Below are 15,002 nucleotides of genomic sequence, written 5' to 3'. Positions count from 1 at the left end.
AGTAGCGGGTGCTGGGCTGTGTGGGGATCGGGCTTGGGGGCCCTACCCGGGGGGTGGAGGGGCCCCTTCGCCGTATCGCCACTCGGACACAGCACTCAGGCGTGTACGCGCTTTCCGTCGTGCAGGGCGATCGCGTGCTGCATCGCCCTGCGGGCCCGCGGGGTGTCGCGGGCGTCGTGGTAGGCGATCGCCAGCCGGAACCAGCTGCGCCAGTCGTCGGGGGCGTCCTCCGTCTCCGCCTTGCGCCGGGCGAAGACCTCGTCGGCCGAGTCGCGGTCGATGCGCCCGCCAGGTGTGCGCTTCAACTCGTCGACGGGCAGCCCGCCTTCGGCGTCGAGCTCGGCGGCGAGCCGATTGGCCCCCTTGACGAACTGGGTGTTCTTCCAGAGGAACCAGACGCCGATCACCGGCAGGATGAGGACGGCCACCCCGAAGGTGACGGTGAGCAGCGTGCCGTGCTGAATCAGCATCACCCCGCGGCTGCCGACCAGGACGAAGTAGACGACCAGAACGGCGGCCGTGACGGCGTACGTGATCTTCGCAGTCATGGCGGTTACTTCAGATCCAGGAAGTGTTCCAGGCCGAAGGTGAGGCCCGGGGTGTCCACGACGCGGCGTACGCCGAGCAGGATGCCCGGCATGAAGCTGCTGTGGTGCAGGGAGTCGTGGCGGATCGTGAGGGTCTCGCCCTCGCCGCCGAGCAGCACCTCCTGATGGGCCAGCAGGCCGCGCAGCCGGACCGCGTGCACCGGGACGCCGTCGACGTCCGCGCCACGGGCTCCGTCCAGACCCGTCGCCGTGGCGTCGGGCTGCGGGGCGCTGCCCGCCTGCTGCCGGGCGGCGGCGATGAGCTGGGCGGTGCGGGTGGCGGTGCCGCTGGGGGCGTCCACCTTGTTCGGGTGGTGCAGCTCGATGACTTCGACCGACTCGAAGTACGGCGCGGCCGTCTCCGCGAACTTCATGGTGAGGACCGCGCCGATGGAGAAGTTCGGGGCGATGAGCACGCCCGTCCGGGGTGACGCGGCCAGCGAGGTGTTCAGCTGTGCGAGGCGCTCTTCGGTCCAGCCCGTCGTACCGACCACGGCGTGGATACCGTGGCGTACGCAGAAGTCGAGGTTCTCCATGACCGAGGCGGGTGTGGTGAGTTCGACGACGACCTGGGCGCCGGCGTCCGCCAGGGTCGCCAGTTCGTCGTCGCGGCCCAGTGCGGCCACCAGTTCCAGGTCCTCGGCGGCCTCGACGGCCCGTACCGCCTCTGATCCGATACGCCCCTTGGCACCGAGGACCGCCACGCGCAGCTTGCTCATCTGTTCTTGCTTCCTTAATCGAGGACTTGTGCCGGTCTACGCGACGGCTTCGTGCAGACGGGACGCCTGCTTGTCCTTCAGCGGGCCGATGACCGACAGGGAGGGCCGCTGTCCCAGGATGTCGCGGGCCACGTCCCGGACGTCGTCCGGGGTGACCGAAGCGATGCGGGTCAGCAGGTCGTCGACGGACATCTGCTCGCCCCAGCACAGTTCGCTCTTGCCGATACGGTTCATCAGCGCGCCCGTGTCCTCCAGGCCGAGGACCGTGGAACCGCGGAGCTGGCCGACGGCGCGGTCGATCTCGTCGTCGGACAGTCCGTGCTGGGCGACCTGGTCGAGTTCGTCGCGGCAGATCTTCAGCACGTCGTGGACCTGGCTCGGGCGGCAGCCCGCGTACACGCCGAAGAGGCCGCAGTCGGCGAAGCCCGAGGTGTACGAGTACACGCTGTAGGCCAGGCCGCGCTTCTCCCGGACCTCCTGGAAGAGGCGGGAGGACATGCCGCCGCCCAGTGCGGTGTTCAGGACGCCCAGGGCCCAGCGGCGCTCGTCGGTGCGGGCCAGGCCCGGCATGCCGAGGACGACGTGGGCCTGCTCGGTCTTGCGGCCGAGGAGTTCGACGCGTCCGGCGGTGCGGATGTTGCGGGAGCCGTCGCGAGGGTCGATCGGGATGGCGGCCTGCTGCTTGAGCGCGCCCGCCTTCTCGAAGACGGCGCGGACCTGGCGTACGACCTTGTTGTGGTCGACGTTTCCGGCGGCGGCGACCACGAGGTGGGTCGGGTCGTAGTGCTTCTTGTAGAAGCGCCGGATGCGGTCCGCGGTGAGGGCGTTGACCGTGTCGACCGTGCCGAGGACCGGGCGGCCGAGGGGGGTGTCGCCGAGCATCGTGTGCGCGAACAGGTCGTGCACGCAGTCGCCCGGGTCGTCCTCGGTCATCGCGATCTCTTCGAGGATCGCGCCGCGCTCGACGTTCACGTCCTCTTCGCGGATCAGCGAGCCGGTGAGCATGTCGCAGACCACGTCGATGGCGAGCGGCAGGTCGGTGTCGAGCACGCGTGCGTAGTAGCACGTGTACTCCTTCGCCGTGAACGCGTTCATCTCGCCGCCGACCGCGTCGACCGCGGAGGAGATGTCCAGGGCGCTGCGTTTCTGCGTGCCCTTGAAGAGGAGGTGTTCCAGGTAGTGCGTGGCGCCGTTCAGAGCCGGCGTCTCGTCGCGCGAGCCGACGTGCGCCCAGATGCCGAAGGTGGCGGAGCGCACGGAGGGCAGGGTCTCGGTGACGATGCGCAGGCCCCCGGGGAGGGTGGTCTTGCGGACCGTACCGATGCCGTTCTCGCCCTTGATCAGGGTTTGGGTACGGGCGACGGCCCGCGCCTCCGAGGAGGTGCGGGCCGTCGCCGTAGAGCTGCTCGACGTCACTTGTCGGTGTCGTCCTTCTTCTCGCCCGCGGCGGAGCCGCTGTCAGATGCAGTGCCGTCGCTCTCGCCGTCGATCACGGGGATGAGGGAGAGCTTGCCGCGGGAGTCGATCTCGGCGATCTCGACCTGGACCTTGGAGCCCACGCCGACCACGTCCTCGACGTTCTCCACGCGCTTGCCGCCGGCGAGCTTGCGGATCTGCGAGATGTGCAGCAGTCCGTCCTTGCCCGGCATCAGCGACACGAACGCACCGAAGGTCGTCGTCTTCACGACGGTGCCCAGGTAGCGCTCGCCGACCTCCGGCATGGTCGGGTTGGCGATCGCGTTGATCGTGGCGCGCGCGGCCTCGGCCTGCGAGCCCTGCTGGGCACCGATGTAGATGGTGCCGTCGTCCTCGATCGTGATGTCGGCGCCGGTGTCCTCCTGGATCTGGTTGATCATCTTGCCCTTCGGGCCGATGACCTCACCGATCTTGTCCACGGGGATCTTGACCGTGATGATCCGCGGGGCGTTGGGGGACATCTCGTCCGGCGTGTCGATCGCTTCCATCATCACGTCGAGGATGTGGAGGCGGGCGTCACGGGCCTGCTTGAGGGCCGCGGCCAGGACGGAGGCCGGGATGCCGTCCAGCTTGGTGTCGAGCTGGAGGGCGGTCACGAACTCCTTGGTGCCGGCGACCTTGAAGTCCATGTCGCCGAAGGCGTCCTCCGCACCGAGGATGTCGGTGAGGGCGACGTAGTGCGTCTCGCCGTTGATCTCCTGGGAGATCAGGCCCATGGCGATACCGGCGACAGGGGCCTTCAGCGGCACACCGGCGTTCAGCAGCGACATGGTGGAGGCGCAGACCGAGCCCATGGACGTCGAGCCGTTGGAGCCGAGGGCCTCGGACACCTGACGGATCGCGTACGGGAACTCCTCGCGCGTCGGCAGGACCGGCACGATGGCGCGCTCGGCGAGGGCGCCGTGGCCGATCTCGCGGCGCTTCGGGGAGCCGACGCGGCCGGTCTCGCCCACCGAGTAGGGCGGGAAGTTGTAGTTGTGCATGTAGCGCTTGCGGGTCACCGGGGAAAGGGTGTCCAGCTGCTGCTCCATCCGGAGCATGTTCAGCGTGGTGACGCCCAGGATCTGGGTCTCGCCACGCTCGAACAGGGCGGAGCCGTGCACGCGCGGGATGGCCTCGACCTCGGCGGCGAGCGTACGGATGTCCGTGACGCCGCGGCCGTCGATGCGGACCTTGTCCTTGATGACGCGCTCGCGCATCAGGGACTTGGTCAGCGAGCGGTACGCGCCGGAGATCTCCTTTTCGCGGCCCTCGAACTGCGGGAGCAGCTTCTCGGCGGCGATCTCCTTGACGCGGTCCAGCTCGGCCTCGCGCTCCTGCTTGCCGGCGATGGTGAGCGCCTGGGAGAGCTCGCTCTTCACCGCGGCGGTCAGGGCCTCCAGGACGTCGTCCTGGTAGTCCAGGAAGACCGGGAACTCGCCGGTCGGCTTGGCGGCCTTCGCGGCGAGGTCGGCCTGGGCCTTGCAGAGGACCTTGATGAAGGGCTTCGCGGCGTCCAGACCGGCGGCCACGATCTCCTCGGTGGGCGCCTCGGCGCCGCCCGCGATCAGCGTGATCGTCTTGTCGGTGGCCTCGGCCTCGACCATCATGATCGCGACGTCGCCGTCCTCCAGGGCGCGACCGGCGACGACCATGTCGAAGACGGCGTCCTCGAGCTCGGTGTGCGTCGGGAACGCGACCCACTGGCCGTTGATCAGCGCGACGCGGACGCCGCCGATCGGGCCGGAGAAGGGCAGACCGGCCAGCTGTGTGGACGCGGAGGCGGCGTTGATCGCCACGACGTCGTACAGGTGGTCGGGGTTGAGCGCCATGATCGTGGCGACGACCTGGATCTCGTTGCGCAGGCCCTTCTTGAAGGACGGGCGCAACGGGCGGTCGATGAGGCGGCAGGTGAGGATCGCGTCCTCGGAGGGCCGGCCCTCACGGCGGAAGAAGCTGCCGGGGATCTTGCCGGCCGAGTACATCCGCTCCTCGACGTCCACCGTGAGGGGGAAGAAGTCGAGATTTTCCTTGGGCTTCTTGGAGGCGGTGGTGGCCGACAGCACCATGGTGTCGTCGTCCAGGTACGCCACGGCGGAGCCGGCGGCCTGCTTGGCCAGGCGGCCCGTCTCGAAGCGGATGGTGCGGGTGCCGAAGGATCCGTTGTCGATAACGGCCTCGGCGTAGTGGGTCTCGTTCTCCACTAGCGTTTTCTCCGATACTTTTCGTCTTTCGTCCCGGCCTGCCCGTGTGGCAGGGGGACGCTTCTTCGGAGAAGCGCGCCTTCTCATGCGGGCCGGTCTTCGATCGAAGCACCCGGGCTCACATCCCCCGGGGGCCACTACCGAGGACCGGCGGCGGCGAGGTGCGCTTCTCCTCGTGTCGTGCGGTGTGGCGGCCGTACGGCGCTGCGCGCTGTCACGGTGCCACGCTGTGTCCTGCGTACTGCGGTCCTGCGTATTACGTACTGCGGTCCTGCGTATTGCGTCCTGCGTTGTGCCACCACACTACAAAGGGGTGGTGACACTCCGCACGTACAGCAAAGGGAGCGGTCCCCTAAGAGTGGGAACCGCTCCCTTCACGATGTCTTACTTGGCGCCCGCCGCACCGCGGCGGATGCCCAGGCGGTCGACCAGCGCACGGAAGCGCTGGATGTCCTTCTTCGCCAGGTACTGCAGCAGGCGACGGCGCTGACCGACCAGGATCAGCAGACCACGACGGGAGTGGTGGTCGTGCTTGTGGGTCTTGAGGTGCTCGGTCAGGTCCGAGATACGGCGCGAGAGCATCGCGACCTGGACCTCGGGGGAGCCGGTGTCGCCCTCCTTCTGGCCGAACTCCGTGATGAGCTGCTTCTTCGTAGCGGCGTCGAGCGGCACGCGTACTCCTCGTAGTCTTTGTCGATGCCCACCGAGTGCCCCTGGTCCACTTCTCAGGGGAGCTTCCATAACTCGGGAGGCGGGATCCGCTGGGCGCGTCCTCCAGGGCCGGGCTCTTGGCGCTCCCTGAGGGGCGCCTCGCGCTAGGCCCGGAGGTGCATACACAAACGGCCGCTACACAGGCTACCAGCACACTCGCGCATGCCTCACCAGACCTATGTGAAGCTCAGCTGGTCATGGCCCGAGCGGCCGCGTACACGTCGAAGACCGCCAGTGCCAGCGGCACGAGGGTCAGCAGGACGAAGCTCTCCGCGATCTCCAGGAAACGGCCCCAGAAGGGGGTGACGCCACGGCGCGGGACAACCAGACCGATGGTGGTGACCAGTGCGGCGGCGGCCGCGATGGCCGCGACGAGCCAGAGCGTACGGATGTCGAGGGCCGACCGGTCGCCGGTCAGGGCATCACGGATGAGCGTCGTCGGCGGGTTGAGCGTCAGGCCGAGGCCGAGCAGGACCAGGGCGCCCAGTCCCGCGGCCAGCGTGGCGGCAACCTGCGCGGTGTAGCGGAAGAGGTGGGCACGCATCAGCATCGCGACGCCGGTGGCGAAGGCGAGCAGTTGGGCCCATACGTTGTCGGAGAACCCGAGTACGGCCGAGCCGCCGACAGCCAGCAGGGCGCAGCCTCCGACGAGGCCGACCAGGAGTTCGTGGCCGCGGCGGGTCCGGGCGGCGATGGCCTCGGCGTCGACCGGCTCCTGGGGCGCGGGTTCGGCGCCGTACCCGCCGCGTGCGGCTTGCGGCGGGTCGAAACCGATCGGGAGGCGGGCGAACCGTAGGGACATGCCGGGGAGGAAGGCGAGGGCGCCGACGGCGAGCGGGGCGCACAGCGCGGCCGTCTCGGTGGGCTCCAGGTGGGCGAGCGTCGCTACGAAGGTCGTCAGCAGGCCGACGGAGGAGGCGAAGACGAAGGCCACGAACGGGCCGTCGGCACGCGGCGACGCGATGGTCAGGACCACCGAGGCGATCAGCACGGCTGTGCAGGCGAGCAGGAACTGGAGCCTGCCCACTCCCTGGTGTTCGGGGAGAGCCAGCAGTCCGGAGCCGGCCACGCCGAGGTTCGGCAGAGCTCCGAGGCCGAGTGCGAACGCCGAGGCCCGGTCGTCGTAGATCCGTGCCCGCACCGCGCCGAGAACGAGCAACAGCAGGCCCGTGACCGCGGCGAGGATGCCCGGCAGACCGTGCATGTCGTGCCGGGGGTCGGCGGTCCACGCGACGAAGGCGAGCAGGGTCGCGAGCACTCCACCGCCGATGAGCCCGGCGCCACGTGTGAGGTCGCCGTTCCACAGTGTCCGGTCGCGGGTCACCGCGGAGGCGACCGCGTCGGAGACATCGTCGAAAACGGCGGGCGGCAGCGACTCGGAGAAGGGGCGCAGGCTGAGGATCTCGCCGTTGAGGATGCGCTGCGCGGCGAAGGATCGGGCACCGTCGAGGACGGCACCGTCCCGGCGTACGAGGTGATAGCCGACCGGGGCGCCTTCGGCCGGACTCTGCTGGGACAGCCGCAGGATCTCCGGGTACAGGTCGGCGACCGGGATGTCGTCGGGCAGGGCCACGTCGATCCGGCCGTCGGGCGCGACGATGGTGACCCGGCAGAAACCGAGGCCCGCGCCCGCCGCTGAAGGAGCCCCTGGACCGGGCCCTCCGTTTCCGGTGGTCATCGCGGAGGCCGTCATGCTCACCTGCTGCTCCCCCTCAGTGAAGATTCGCGTTTCGCGTGATGGTTCTGCGTTCATGCTCGGTCGTACGCGGTGCTGCATGCGTACGAGGTACTGCGTGCGTACGAGGTACTGCGTACACGTGCGCGATGTGGAGGTTTCGCGTTCGTTACGGAACCCTCATCCCGCGGGCCGTGCCACGACACCGGACAAAAGAGGCGCTCCGGGCGGGACTTGGGCTCGCGCCCCTCCACAGAGCGCGTAATGCCCTGTTTCTTCAGTCTGGTTCGTGTGTGCTGACACGCATGTCCGGCACCCTACCGCCAGCCGGTGTCGGTGCCGATCAGTAGGATCACCAATCGCGATCGACGTCCGCCTGACACGGGGCGGCGGACGGAACACCTCGGTCCGGCAAGGGAACTGGAGCCTAGTGAGCCACATCGTCGTCAAGCGCCCGCCGCGGACGCTGCCGTCCGAAGTGCCCACGGAAGAGGTTCTGCTGCAGCCTCCGCCCGAGCTGCCGCGCGGGCAGCAGGAGGGCGTCCTGATGCAGCTGCTGCCGACCCTCGGCATGGGCGGCTCGGTGGTCTTCTTCTTCATGAGCCCGATGCCGTTCATGCGGATCATGGGCATGGTGATGATCGCCTCGACGGTGGCCATGACGATCGCCATGGTGGTCCGCTACCGCAAGGGCACCCAGGGACAGTTGGCCGACCTGCGGCGCGACTACCTGAGCTATCTGTCGCAGACCCGGCGCTCCGCGGTGAACACCGCGAAGGCGCAGCGCGACGCGCAGTACTACCTGCATCCGTCCCCCGAGCAGCTGTGGGCGCTGGTCGCCGAGGGCAGCCGGGTGTGGGAGCGCCGGGCGGGTGACGAGGACTTCGGACAGGTGCGTGTGGGGCTCGGCCCGCAAGGACTCGCCACCCCGCTCGTGCCGTCACCGACCGCTCCGGTGGACCAGTTGGAGCCGCTGACCGCGAACGCGATGCAGCGCTTCGTCGCCACCCACAGCACGCTGGAAGACCTGCCGATGGCGGTCTCCCTGCGCGCCTTCTACCACGTGACGGTCAGCGGCGAACCGAACACGGTGCGGGGCACGGCCCGCGCGCTGGCCGCCTCGCTCGCGTCGCTCCACTCCCCCGAGGACCTGGTGATCGCGGTCGCCACCGGCCGCGAGGCCGCACCGGAGTGGGAATGGACCAAATGGCTGCCGCACTGCCAGGCCGCGGGCCCCGCCGACGGAGCGGGCAGCCGCCGTCTGATCACCGGCGACCCGATGGAACTGGACGCGATGCTCGCCGCCCGACTCCAGGGCCGCCCCCGCTTCCACCCGAGCGGAGCTCCGCTGCAGGAAGAACCCCACATCGTCGTCGTACTCGACGGCCTGTCGCTGCCACCGACATCGATGCTGGCCAGTCCCGAGGGACTGCAGGGCGTGACAGTCATCGAGGTCGTGCCGGGCGAACCGCACGGCGCACGCGGGGACCTGTCCGTCGTCGTACAGCCTCGATCGCTGCAGCTGGAGTCGGGACACGGCCTCGTGTACGAAGGCACTCCGGACGTGCTGTCGTACGAGGCCGCGGAGGCCCTGGCCCGGCAGCTGGCCCCGCTGCGGGTGGCCACGGGCGGGGACGACGGCGAACCGCTGCTCGCCAACCTGGAGTTCACCGAGCTGCTGGGTCTCGGTGACGCCGGCTCCGTCGACACGAGGCGCACCTGGCGGCCGCGCTCGCAGACGGAGCGGCTGCGTGTTCCGATCGGCCTCGGCGAGGACGGCCGTCCGGTGATGCTGGACCTCAAGGAGGCCGCGCAGGAAGGCATGGGTCCGCACGGCCTGTGTGTCGGAGCCACCGGTTCCGGCAAGTCCGAGCTGCTGCGTACGCTCGTACTCGGTCTGGCTGTCACCCACTCCTCCGAAACCTTGAACTTCGTCCTCGCGGACTTCAAGGGTGGTGCGACCTTCGCGGGCATGGCCCAGATGCCGCACGTCGCGGCCGTGATCACCAACCTGGCGGACGACCTGACGCTGGTCGACCGCATGGGCGACTCGATTCGCGGCGAGCTCAACCGCCGCCAGGAGATGCTGCGCGACGCGGGCAACTACGCCAACATCCACGACTACGAGAAGGCGCGCGCTGCGGGCGCCGCGCTCCAGCCGATTCCGTCGCTGGTCATCGTGATCGACGAGTTCAGCGAACTGCTGACCGCCAAGCCGGACTTCATCGAGATGTTCGTGCAGATCGGCCGTATCGGACGTTCGCTGGGTGTGCACCTGCTGCTGGCGTCACAGCGCCTGGAGGAGGGCCGGTTGCGGGGACTTGAGACATACCTGTCCTACCGGATCGGTCTGCGTACGTTCTCGGCGGCCGAGTCGCGCGCGGCGCTGGGCGTCCCGGACGCGTACGAGCTGCCGAACGTGCCCGGTTCCGGGTTCCTCAAGTTCGGCACGGACGAGATGGTGCGCTTCAAGGCGGCGTACGTCTCGGGGGCGTACCGCTCCGGTCCGGCGCGCGGCGCCACGCCGGACGGGACACTCCCGGTGAACCGGCGACCGGTGCTGTTCACGGCGGCCGAGGTGCCCGTCCGGTACGTCGCGGTGCCCCAGCAGCGTCCGGAGACGACGCCCGACACCGACGACGCGCTCTCCGACACCGTGCTCGACGTGATCGTGCGCCGCATCGAGGGGCAGGGCGTGGCGGCCCACCAGGTGTGGCTGCCGCCGCTGGACAGCCCGCCATCGATGGACTCGCTGCTGCCCGGGCTGGCAGCGGTGCAGGGCCGCGGACTCACACAGCCCGGTTACGAGGGGGCGGGCCGCCTCCTCGTACCGCTCGGCCTGGTCGACAAGCCGTACGAGCAGCGACGCGACCCGCTGTGGTGCGACTTCTCCGGCGCGGCGGGCCACATGCAGATCCTTGGCGGCCCGCAGTCCGGCAAGTCGACGCTGCTGCGCACACTCATCACGTCGTTCGCGCTCACCCATACACCGCACGAAGTGCAGCTCTACGGGCTGGACTTCGGCGGCGGCGGTATGGCCGCGGTGGCCGGGCTGCCGCATGTCGGCGGCGTGGCCTCGCGCCTCGACCCCGAGAAGGTGCGGCGTACGGTCGCCGAGGTGTACGGCGTGATGACCCGCCGCGAGGAGTACTTCCGCTCGGCCGGCATCGCGTCGATCGCGGACTACCGGGCGCGGCGGGCGCGAGGCGACATCTCCGTCAACGACCAGCCGTGGGGTGACGTGTTCCTGGTCATCGACGGATGGGGGAACTTCCGGTCGGACTACGAGGGGCTGGAACAGGTCGTCGTCGACATCGCCGCGCGCGGTCTCGGCTACGGCATCCACGTGGTGCTGAGCGCGTCGAGGTCCATGGAGGTCCGGTCGAACCTCAAGGACCACCTCATGAACCGCCTGGAGCTGCGACTCGGCGACACCATGGACTCCGAGTTCGACCGCAAGGTCGCCGCCAACGTCCCCACCGGCGTACCCGGCCGCGGCCAGACACCGCAGAAGCAGCACTTCATGGCCGCCGTCCCGCGGATCGACGGACTGTCGTCGGACACGGACCTCGCCGACGCCACGACCGCGCTGACCTCCGAGGTCGCACGACACTGGCAGACACCCGGGGCGCCCGCCGTGCGGCTCCTGCCCCGCGAGTTCCCGGCCGACCAGCTCCCCCCGGGCGATCGCTTCCCTCAGCGAGGCGTGGCGTTCGCACTCGACGAGGACAACCTCGAACCCGTCTTCGTGGACTTCGACCAGGACCCGTTCCTGCTCGTCTTCGGCGAGAGCGAGTCGGGCAAGTCGAACCTGCTGCGGTTGCTCATCAAACGCCTGACGGAACGCTACTCGGGCGACGCCTGCAAGCTCTTCGTCGTCGACAACCGGCGCTCACTGCTGGATGTCACACCTGCTTCGCACCTCGCGGAGTACATCCCCATGTCCAACTCGATGGGCCACCACATGGAGGCCCTGACGGACCTCATGCAGCGGCGTACGCCCACGGCCGACGTCACCGCGCGCCAACTGCGTGACAGGAGCTGGTGGAGCGGGCCGAACGTGTTCGTCATCGTCGACGACTACGACCTGGTCTCCACGTCGAGCGGAAATCCGCTGGGCGACCTGACGGAGCTCCTCCCGTTCGCCCGCGATGTCGGCGTCCGCTTCATCATCGCGCGGTCTTCGGCGGGGGCAGGACGGGCCGCGTACGAGCCGTTCATCCAGCGGATGAAGGAGCTGGGGGCACAGGGGCTGGTGATGGCCGGCGACCCGGGCGAGGGCGATGTGCTGGGCGGAGTCCGGCCGCGGCCCATGCCGGCGGGGCGGGGCATCTTCGTGTCGCGCAAGCGGGGCAAGCCGTTGGTGCAGATCGGGCTTGAGCCGGAGGAGACGTTCTGATGGGCGAGGCTGGACCGAGGGGCGCGCATTTGATGGTGCGCGCTGTATGGGGAGGTACGCGCTGATGATCGGCATGGGAATCGTCATGATCCTGATCGCCCTCTGGCTCGCCGGTCTTGGGCTGGCTGACCAGAAGGCGTTGTGGTGGCGCTTCCAAGCGCGTCGCTTCAGCGACCCGGAGGCGAACGAGCCGTCGGAATCGGGGTACCGGGCTCGGCGGGTTCTGCTGCTCTCGTGCGCGACGGCGATGGCCGTTATGGCCGTGTGGTGGTTCACCAATATTGATTACTTCCAGTCCGGTGGGCTTGAGGACTGATACCTGGGACATTGCGAAGAGACCGAGTAGCAACTCGAACGCGCAAGTACGCGTGGCTGCGCTGATCGCAGCGCGATCGTCCGGGCGCTGGCCCGGGGAAGACACGGGGGAAGGAGCACGCCGATGGCGTGGGACGAGTGGGAACAACTGAAGGCGCAGGCGGCGGAGCGGCAGTCGACGCAGATGCAACTGAACCAGGTGGATCCTGGTGGCGGCGGCGTAAGACTTCCACCTGACCCCAGTAATTACGGCAACCTCCAGACCAGTGAGGCCGGGCTGGCGAAAATCGGCCAGCACGCATTCGATCTGTACGACAAGTTGTGGACCAAGGGGCGTAGCGCGGTCTCCACCAGTGACAAGGCTGCAAGTGACCTCTCCAGGCAGGGCTTCGCGCTGGGCGGCGGACTCCAGCACGTGTCGACCCGCTGGGAGGAGCAGCTCGGATCCCTCAGGGACGCGTGCGCGCACATCTCGAATCACATGTCCGTCACCAAGAAACTGCACGCCGACGACGAGCACTACATCCGTCGACACATGAGCACCATCGCCACCCTGGACGCGAGCTTCGACGAGCGAGTCGGCGATCCCGGCAAGAAGAACCCGGTGTACGGCGAGCCGAGCGAGAAGAAGAACAAGAAGGACAACTGATGGATCTCGTCTCTCTCCGTGACGCCAACTTCAAGCTGCTCGATGATGCCGTCGAAGACTGGACGACAATGGTCGGCGATCTGGAGGACCTGAAAGACTCAGCCGACAAAGGTCTGCGGGGCGCGGCCAACAAGGCCAATTGGGCCGGCGTGAACGCCACCGTTTCCAAGGAGTTCATCGGCAAGACTGCTGGTGAGTTCGAGGACGCGCATACGCAGGCCAAGTCCATCCGCAACATCCTCAGGGATACACGGAACGAACTGAAGGACTATCAGCGGAAGCTCCGCGAGGCCATTGAGCGCGGCTTGAAGAAGAAGTTGACAGTGGCCTCCGCTCCCTCCGGCGGCTTCACTGTCAAGGGAGCCGAGGGGGCGAAAGGTGACGAGGGTGGCGTCACCACACTGCGGGATGAGCTGCAGAAGATCCTCGACGATGCCTCTGAAAGCGACAACACGGCTAGCACTGTGCTGCAAGCGCTGGTCGACCAGAGCAGGCTCGGATTCTCCGATGCGAACTACAGCGACAGAGACTCTGCGGCCGACGCGGTCAAGGAAGCCGAGCAGCTTTCCAAATTGGCGAAGAAAGACCCCGAACACCTCACCACTACGGAGTTCGACAGGCTGAACGCAGGCTTGAAGAAGTACGCCAATGACGATCTGTTCGCGGAGCGGTTCGCCACCGAACTGGGAGCAAAGGGCGCGCTCGACTTCTGGGCCAACTTCAACCAGCCGGGCGCGAATCCGGAGTTGAACGATGCAAGGCGTGAGAAGTTCGACGATTTGCAGAGGAATTTGAGCCTCACTCTCGCCAATGCAAGCCAGAGTGACACCGCCGCCATGACGGAGTGGAAGAGCCAGGTGGTCGACTCAGGCGACAAACTCGTCGGTAAGCACGGAGGCGCCCTTGGGTTCCAGGTCATGAGCAACCTCATGCGACGCGGCGACTACGACGACCAGTTCCTCAACAGCTATGGCAACAAACTGATCGAGACTGAGAAGAAGTTCACGGGCAACGGTCGCCATGGAGCCTGGCAGAGCATTCCCTCGAACCCCGAACTGAACCGCCTGGGCGGCGACACCGGCTGGGATCCGATGACCGGGTTCTTGAAGGGTCTGTCGAACAGCCCCAATGCGTCAACTGAGTTCTTCAACGACACGTTCGTCAGCAAGGACGAGGACCACGACTTCACCGAGGAGAAGGGCGGCAAGGAGGTCAAGAGGTCCCTGTCTAACTTCGACTACCTTTTCGAGGAGCGGAACTGGCCCCACGAGTTTGACAGCAAGGGAGAGGAAGTTCAGAGCGGCCGGAACAATCTGGCGCTGGCTTTGGAGGCTGCTACTACGGGGCATCCGGCGGGTGAGCTGCCGACGCTCGACACTCCGGCGCACAACGAGCAGCAGGCCAAGCTCATGGCGAGTGTCGTCGAGTCCATCAGCGAAGACCCTGGACGCCTCACAGACAACAGCTACATGTCTGACAGCGTCGGACAGATGGCATCGGAGTATCTCCCGGATATCAACCGCGCCACGACCGATGTCAAACCGGATGCCGACGACCCGGATTGGCAGCAGATCGAGAAGCTCTTCCCTGTCGCTGGCGCGTCTGCGCAGATGGACCACACTGACGTGTCTCGCTTCCTGATCTCCGTCGGACAGAACCCCGAGGGCTACTCCGCCATCGAGGTCGGCCAGAAGGCCTACATGGCGAATCTAATGGACTACCACCTGAATCCGGACCTACCCGAGGATCAGCAGTACAGGCAGAGCCCGGAGAACACCATCACGGAGATCTCCCGGCGGTCGGCAGAGGTCGGGGGTTCCGTCGCCATCGGGCGTCAAGAGGCCGTGCTGGGTCCTGCGAAGGAAGACGACGAGGCCTACAACCACGCCGTCTCACAGTGGCAGAACGTCGCGAGCGGTGTCGTCGGCACTGGTATCGGAGTAGGGACAAGTTTCATCGCGTCGCCAGCAGGGGGTGCCGCGATTGGTGGCGCCGCTGGCACCCTCGGCAGCGCCGTACTCGGAGAACTGTTCCAGAACGTCGAGGGCAGCGACCTTGAGGGGAGCGGACTCACCTCCGGTCAACTCTGGGAGGACAGTCGCCAACGGAATATCGACTTGGCTCAACTGGCCGCCACCGAGGCAGCCAAGGCGCACGACTCCCCGTATACGGGCGAGGTGGGCGAGTGGGCGCGTTACGGCACCAATGACGGCTTCAACGATGCGGCCACGAATGGACGCCATATGGCCGACGATCTTAATACCGAAATCCCCTAGCGAGGAATCTAA

The 15,002-nt window shown here is 67.7% G+C and carries 10 protein-coding genes; 4 read left to right on the top strand and 6 right to left on the bottom strand.

The annotated features are described in order from the left end of the window. Nucleotides 1-95 precede the first annotated feature (95 nt). From AB0D14_RS11165 to eccD, 6 genes are all read right to left on the bottom strand, one after another. The gene (locus tag AB0D14_RS11165) at nt 96-548 is read right to left on the bottom strand and encodes a hypothetical protein (protein WP_362777023.1); all 453 of its coding nucleotides are present in this window, start codon (nt 546-548) and stop codon (nt 96-98) included. Nucleotides 549-553: 5 nt separating this feature from the next. Then, on the bottom strand, nt 554-1,306 hold the full coding sequence (dapB, locus tag AB0D14_RS11160; RefSeq protein ID WP_362777021.1) for a 4-hydroxy-tetrahydrodipicolinate reductase: 753 nt from the start codon (nt 1,304-1,306) through the stop codon (nt 554-556). Nucleotides 1,307-1,342: 36 nt separating this feature from the next. Further along, nucleotides 1,343-2,722 (bottom strand): pitrilysin family protein, encoded by a 1,380-nt coding sequence (locus AB0D14_RS11155; protein WP_362777019.1) that lies wholly within the window; start codon nt 2,720-2,722, stop codon nt 1,343-1,345. Further along, entirely contained in the window at nt 2,719-4,965 is a 2,247-nt protein-coding gene (locus AB0D14_RS11150) for a polyribonucleotide nucleotidyltransferase (RefSeq protein ID WP_362777017.1), read from the bottom strand. Before AB0D14_RS11150 ends, AB0D14_RS11155 begins: the two co-directional genes overlap by 4 nt. 384 nt (nt 4,966-5,349) lie before the next feature. Further along, nucleotides 5,350-5,637, bottom strand: coding sequence for a 30S ribosomal protein S15 (rpsO, locus tag AB0D14_RS11145; RefSeq protein ID WP_020128575.1), 288 nt, complete (start codon nt 5,635-5,637; stop codon nt 5,350-5,352). 226 nt (nt 5,638-5,863) lie between these two features. Continuing rightward, entirely contained in the window at nt 5,864-7,375 is a 1,512-nt protein-coding gene (gene eccD / locus AB0D14_RS11140; RefSeq protein ID WP_362777013.1) for a type VII secretion integral membrane protein EccD, read from the bottom strand. Between the two features lie 406 nt (nt 7,376-7,781). Here eccD and eccCa point away from each other — a divergent pair, with 406 nt between their 5' ends. From eccCa to AB0D14_RS11120, 4 genes are all read left to right on the top strand, one after another. Beyond that, nucleotides 7,782-11,750, top strand: a complete 3,969-nt coding sequence (eccCa, locus tag AB0D14_RS11135) for a type VII secretion protein EccCa (RefSeq protein ID WP_362777011.1) — start codon at nt 7,782-7,784, stop codon at nt 11,748-11,750. A 64-nt stretch (nt 11,751-11,814) separates the two neighbouring features. Beyond that, nucleotides 11,815-12,066 (top strand): hypothetical protein, encoded by a 252-nt coding sequence (locus AB0D14_RS11130; protein ID WP_362777009.1) that lies wholly within the window; start codon nt 11,815-11,817, stop codon nt 12,064-12,066. A 123-nt stretch (nt 12,067-12,189) separates the two neighbouring features. Further along, complete coding sequence (locus tag AB0D14_RS11125) at nt 12,190-12,714, top strand: hypothetical protein (protein WP_362777008.1); 525 nt, start codon at nt 12,190-12,192, stop codon at nt 12,712-12,714. Further along, nucleotides 12,714-14,990: a hypothetical protein gene (locus AB0D14_RS11120; RefSeq protein WP_362777006.1), complete on the top strand. Its 2,277-nt coding sequence runs from the start codon at nt 12,714-12,716 to the stop codon at nt 14,988-14,990. The genes AB0D14_RS11125 and AB0D14_RS11120 overlap by 1 nt, the downstream gene beginning before the upstream one ends. The last annotated feature ends 12 nt before the right edge of the window (nt 14,991-15,002 follow it).

This window comes from Streptomyces sp. NPDC048484 (assembly GCF_040651415.1).
GTDB lineage: Bacteria > Actinomycetota > Actinomycetes > Streptomycetales > Streptomycetaceae > Streptomyces.
Note: the sequence above shows the minus strand (reverse complement) of the source record. Positions and strands in the feature narration are given on the sequence as shown.